The organism is Streptomyces sp. NRRL B-24572, from assembly GCF_002156145.1.
In the GTDB taxonomy this organism is placed as follows: domain Bacteria; phylum Actinomycetota; class Actinomycetes; order Streptomycetales; family Streptomycetaceae; genus Streptomyces; species Streptomyces vietnamensis.
On the sequence record NZ_MWIG01000779.1, the window covers coordinates 1 to 5090 of the forward strand.

The window sequence follows — 5090 nt, forward strand, 5'->3', positions numbered from 1 at the left end:
GACCCCTCTGCGGTCTAGCGTTGCTAGCTGTTGAGGCAACGCTAGTACTGCTGCCGCTCGATTGTCTAGCGGTGCTAGGATCGAATCATGTCGGTACAGGAACGCAAACAGCGCGAACGGGCGGACCGCGAACGCCTCATCGTGGCCACCGCCCGCGAACTCGCCGAGCAGCAGGGCTGGGACGCGGTCACCACCCGCCGGCTCGCCGAGCGCATCGAATACAGCCAGCCCGTCCTCTACAGCCACTTCCGCGGCAAGCGCGAGATCATCGGCGCCGTCGCCCTCGAAGGGGCCGCCGAACTGGCCGCGGCGGTACGGGCCGCGACCTCCGCCGCGGACGGCCCGCGCGCCCGGGCCACCGCCCTCGCCCACGCCTACCTCGACTTCGCCGGGCGCAACCCGGCGGTCTACGACGCCGTCTTCCAGCTCGACGGCGGCCTGGCCTACGCGCGGGAGGACACCCCCGAGCCGCTCAAGGACGCCTTCGCCGCCCTGATGGAGACCCTCGAAGAGGTCGCCGGGGACGGCGTCCACCCGGGCCTGTTCACCGAGACGTTCTGGGCGGCCCTGCACGGCCTGGCCACCCTGACCCGCGCGGGCCGGCTGCCGCCGGAGCACACCGGGTGGCGGGTGGAACTGCTGGTGGACCGACTCGCCATCGCCTGACACACGGCGGGCGCGCGGTCGGGGCTCTCGGGCCCCGGCCGCTCGCCTCGTCCCGCTCGGCCTGCGTCTGTGCCGCCTCGCCGTCTGTGCCGCCTCGCCGTCGCGGGCATCGTCAGGCGGTGCCCTCGTCGTCCTGTGATCCACGTCACATGTGGTTCTTGTCAGGGATCGGGTCGCTGTTCCGCTCAAGTCACCGACAGGGAGCAAGCGAACCGACGGGAGCATCACATGAAGCACCGCATCGTCGTCCTCGGCGCCGGCTATGCCGGGGCCTACACGGCTGGGACCCTGGCCCGCCGGCTGTCCCCGGCGGACACCGAGATCACCGTGGTCAACGCCGAGCCGGACTTCGTCCAGCGGCTGCGGCTGCACCAGCTCGCCGCCGGCCAGGAGATCGAGGCCCCGAAGCTCACCGACGTCTTCGCCGGCACAGGGATACGGCTGCGCCTGGCCCGTGTCACCGCCGTCGACCCCGAGCGTCAGGTCGTCGCCGTGGCCGACGCCGACGGCGGCGGCGAGATCGGCTACGACACGCTCCTCTACGCGCTCGGCAGCCACGGTGCCGACCACGGCCTCCCCGGCGTGGCCGAGCACGCCTTCGACGTCGCCAGTCGGCCCTCGGCGCTGCGCCTGCGCGAGCGCCTGGACGGCCTGAGCGGGCGGGGCGAAGGCGGGAGCGTACTGGTCGTCGGCGACGGGCTGACGGGTATCGAGACCGCCACCGAGATCGCCGAGTCCCGGCCCGGCCTGTCGGTTGCGCTGGTCGCCCGTGGCGAGCTGGGCGCCCGGCTCTCCGCCGGGGCCCGCGGCCACCTGCGCCGGGCCTGCGACCGGCTGGGCGTCACCGTCCTGGAGTACACCGAGGTCGAAGCCGTCGAAGCGGCGCGGGTGCTGTGCGCGGACGGCACCGCTCTGGCGTCCGACGCGACCGTGTGGACGGCCGGGTTCGCGGTCGGCCCCATCGCCGCCGCCGGTCTCGAGGTCACCGAGGACGGCCGGATCATCGTCGACCGCACCATGCGGTCCGTCTCGCACCCGAACGTCTACGCCGTCGGCGACAGCGCCCATGCCGTCGGCGACAACGGCCGGCCGCTGCCGATGTCCTGCGCCTCGGCCGGCTACACCGGCATGCAGGCCACGGCCGCGATCGTCGGACGCCTGACCGGCCGGAAGGTCCCGAACACCAAGCTGGAGTACCCGGGCAACCACATCAGCCTCGGACGGCGCGACGGAATCCTGCAGATGGTCGACGACGAAGGGCTGGCCAAGCCGAAGTACGTGGGCGGCCGGAAGGCCGCGCGGATCAAGGCGGGCATCCTCAAGATGTCGCTGTGGGCCAACTCGCACCCGACGTTCGGCCTGCCCAAGCGCAAGCACCGCCTGGCTGCCGCAGCCCCCGTGCCCGTCGCGCCGGATGCGTCCGCCGAGAAGGCGGTCGCCTAGCCGCCTAGGGTGATCCGCGTGGACAGCACCGCAACCGATCGCTTCGACACCGGCCGGTTCGAGGCCAGCCGGAACCGGCTGGCCTCGCTGGCGTACCGGCTGCTGGGCTCCGCCACCGACGCCGAAGACGCCGTACAGGACACGTTCCTGCACTGGCAGGCCGCCGACCGGCAGCGGATCAAGGTGCCGGAGGCATGGCTGACCAAGGTCCTCACCAACCTGTGCCTCGACCGGCTCCGCTCGGCACGGGCCCGCCGCGAACGTACCGCCGGCGCCTGGCTGCCCGAACCGCTCCTCGACGGCGACCCGATGCTCGGCCCGGCCGACACGTTCGAGCAGCGCGAATCGGTCTCCCTGGCCGTGCTGACCGTCATGGAGCGCCTCTCACCCCTCGAACGGGCCGTCTACATCCTGCGCGAGGCGTTCTCCTACAACCACCCCGAGATCGCCGAGATCCTCGACATCACCGAGTCCGCGAGCCAGCAGCGCCTCCACCGCGCCCGCCGCCGCATCACCGCCGCCCGCCGCGGCGGCAGTGGCGAAGTCGACCCGGCAACCGCCCGCAGGATCGTCGAGGAATTCCTCGCAGCCGCCTCCTCGGGCCGCACCGAACGACTGGTGGCGCTGCTCACCGACGACGCGACCGCGATCTCGGACTCCAATGGCGCGGGCCCGGCCGAGAGGCTGCTGCGGTACGACACTCCGCAACGCGTCGCCGCCGTCGCACGGGCCGGCTTCCGGCCCACGCCCGCGAAACGGCGACTTGCCGGCGGCACGCCCGGCGTCCACCACGCCCTCGTCAACGGCGCCCCGGCCATCCTCTTCGTGCTCGGAGACCAGGTCATCGGTGCGGTGACGTTCGACATCGCAGGCGGCAGGATCGCAACCGTGCGGGGCATCGCCGCCCCCACCCGCCTCGTACGCCTCACCGGAGCCTGGCGGCAGCACGGACCGGACACGCCACTGATCAGCCAGTGGTGATCCGACGCGCCACCGCGGCCGGGCCGGCGCCCGCCACCGCCCGCGTCCGGGCCTTCAGCGAGGCCGCGCTCGACGTGGTGCAGGAGCCTGCACCTGCCTCCTGGCGGTCGCCGATGACCCGGCCCCGCCCGGCTCGCTCGAACGGGCGCCGTCGCCGTGCGGGGCAGAGGGGTGGCTGGTCTGCTGGTCGCGATCCCTCCCCGGACGTACAGGAGCAGAGCCATGCGCAAGGGCGTCGTCGTCACCGTCGAGATTCCCGGTGGGACCCAGGAGCAGTACGAGGAGACCACGCGGCTGATCCAGGCCGCCGAGTGGTTTCCGCCGGCCGGGTTCATCGCGCACGCGTCCGGGCCGGACGGGACCGGCGGGTGGCGGGTCACGGACTTCTTCGAGTCGGAGGAGCACTTCCGCGCCTTCATGGAGAAGGCGCGGCCGTTCTTCGAGCAGGCCGGGATGCCGTCGGCCCTGCCGAGCTTCCAGCAGGCCGTGAACGTCATCACGCGCTGAAAACCCTTTGCGGGACGGGGCGTGGGGCGCCACGCTCTCCGGCATGACCAGTCACCCCTCCCGCCCCGTCGCGGACCTGTTCTCCGCCGACGGGCGCCTCAAGGCGATCCCGCGCAAGCCCGCCCGCCGCGAGGCGCTCCTCGCGCACCTCGCCGCGACCCTCTTCGAGGCGGACCGGACCTACCGCGAGCCCGAGGTCAACGAGGCCCTGAAGACCGTCCACGAGGACTTCTCGGCGTTGCGCCGGTATCTGGTGATCGGCGGTTTCCTCGCCCGTACGAAGGACGGCGCGGACTACCGCCGACAGCAGCGGCCCGGTTCCCCCGGAGGCGCGATCCCCGCCGTCGCGTGACGGCCGCGGTGGTGGCCGGCCTGCTGGCCGGCTATGGCATCGCGATCCCGGTCGGCGCGGTCGGCGCCTACCTGGTGACCGTCACGGCCCGCAACGGCTGGCGTACGGGCGCCGGCGCGGCCCTCGGCGTCGCCACGGCCGACGGGGTCTACGCCCTGATCGCCGTGGCCGGCGGCTCCGCGCTCGTCCCCGTACTCGCCCCGGTGATGACCCCGCTGCGGTGGGCGTCCGCCGTGGTGCTCGCGGTGCTCGCCGTACGGGCCGGGTGGGGCGCCCTGGTCGCGTACCGCGACGGCGGCCTGGCGTCCCGCGACGACGGTACGGCCCTGACACCCGCCCGCGCGTACGTGACCTTCCTGGGGATCACGATCCTCAACCCCATGACGGTGATCTACTTCGCCGCCCTCATCCTCGCCACGGGCCCCTCGGCGCCCGCGACCCCCGTCGACCGCACCGCCTTCGTCCTCGCCGCGCTCGTCGCCTCCGCCAGCTGGCAGCTGTTCCTCGCCCTGGGCGGGACCTTGCTCGGCCGGACCCTGACGGGTGCCAGGGGCCGCCTCGGCACGGCGCTCGCGTCGAGCACGCTGATCGTGGTCCTCGCGGTGCGGCTCGTCGCGCAAGGATGACGTACGGAACGGGGCGTTCAGGGGTGACGGGGGGCCGGCCCGTGGTAGTCCAGCCCCATGAGGCTTCCCGGGGGACGGCAGAGATGGATCCAACTCGGCGGTACGGCGGTGGCGTTGCTGCTGTCCGTACTCTTCACGGCCGGTGCCCTCGGGCAGTTCCGCGCCGGATGGCGGATCGACGCGGCGCCCGTCCGGGTGGACGGCACGATCACCCGCGTGATCCCGCAGCCCAAGGGCGGTGAGTCGTACGAGATCTCGTACGCGGTCGACGGCCGCACCTACCGCACGGACGACCTCCGCCTCGACCCGGACCTGCTGCGGCAGGCCCGGCTCTACCTCTCCGTCCCGCTGGAGGTCGCCGCCGACGAACCGTCGACCGTGCGGGTCGAGGGCGCCGACTACCCGGACGACACCTTCGCCCCCACCTTCGTCCTGGCCGGCTTCGCGTCGGCGGTGGCGGCCGTCCTCTGCCTGTGGTTCGGCCGCCGCCCCCGGCCCGGCGGTGCGCGGCCTTC

7 protein-coding genes are annotated in these 5090 nt (G+C 73.3%); all 7 read left to right on the plus strand.

Annotated elements, in window-relative coordinates:
• Positions 1-87: 87 nt before the first annotated feature.
• Entirely contained in the window at positions 88-666 is a 579-nt protein-coding gene (locus CCN56_RS35710) for a TetR/AcrR family transcriptional regulator (protein WP_086831918.1), read from the plus strand.
• A gap of 228 nt (positions 667-894) precedes the next feature.
• On the plus strand, positions 895-2109 hold the full coding sequence (locus CCN56_RS35715) for an NAD(P)/FAD-dependent oxidoreductase (RefSeq protein WP_086831919.1): 1215 nt from the start codon (positions 895-897) through the stop codon (positions 2107-2109).
• 18 nt (positions 2110-2127) lie between these two features.
• Positions 2128-3090: a sigma-70 family RNA polymerase sigma factor gene (locus tag CCN56_RS35720; protein ID WP_179200107.1), complete on the plus strand. Its 963-nt coding sequence runs from the start codon at positions 2128-2130 to the stop codon at positions 3088-3090.
• A 222-nt stretch (positions 3091-3312) separates the two neighbouring features.
• Positions 3313-3597 carry a hypothetical protein gene (locus CCN56_RS35725; RefSeq protein ID WP_086831921.1) on the plus strand — a complete coding sequence of 95 codons (285 nt, stop codon included), beginning with the start codon at positions 3313-3315 and terminating at the stop codon, positions 3595-3597.
• Positions 3598-3640: 43 nt separating this feature from the next.
• On the plus strand, positions 3641-3949 hold the full coding sequence (locus CCN56_RS35730; RefSeq protein WP_086831923.1) for a DUF2087 domain-containing protein: 309 nt from the start codon (positions 3641-3643) through the stop codon (positions 3947-3949).
• Complete coding sequence (locus CCN56_RS35735) at positions 3946-4575, plus strand: LysE/ArgO family amino acid transporter (RefSeq protein WP_086831922.1); 630 nt, start codon at positions 3946-3948, stop codon at positions 4573-4575. The genes CCN56_RS35730 and CCN56_RS35735 overlap by 4 nt, the downstream gene beginning before the upstream one ends.
• 114 nt (positions 4576-4689) lie before the next feature.
• Positions 4690-5090 (plus strand): hypothetical protein (locus CCN56_RS35740; protein WP_218779487.1); only part of this gene is annotated, 401 nt, incomplete at its 3' end.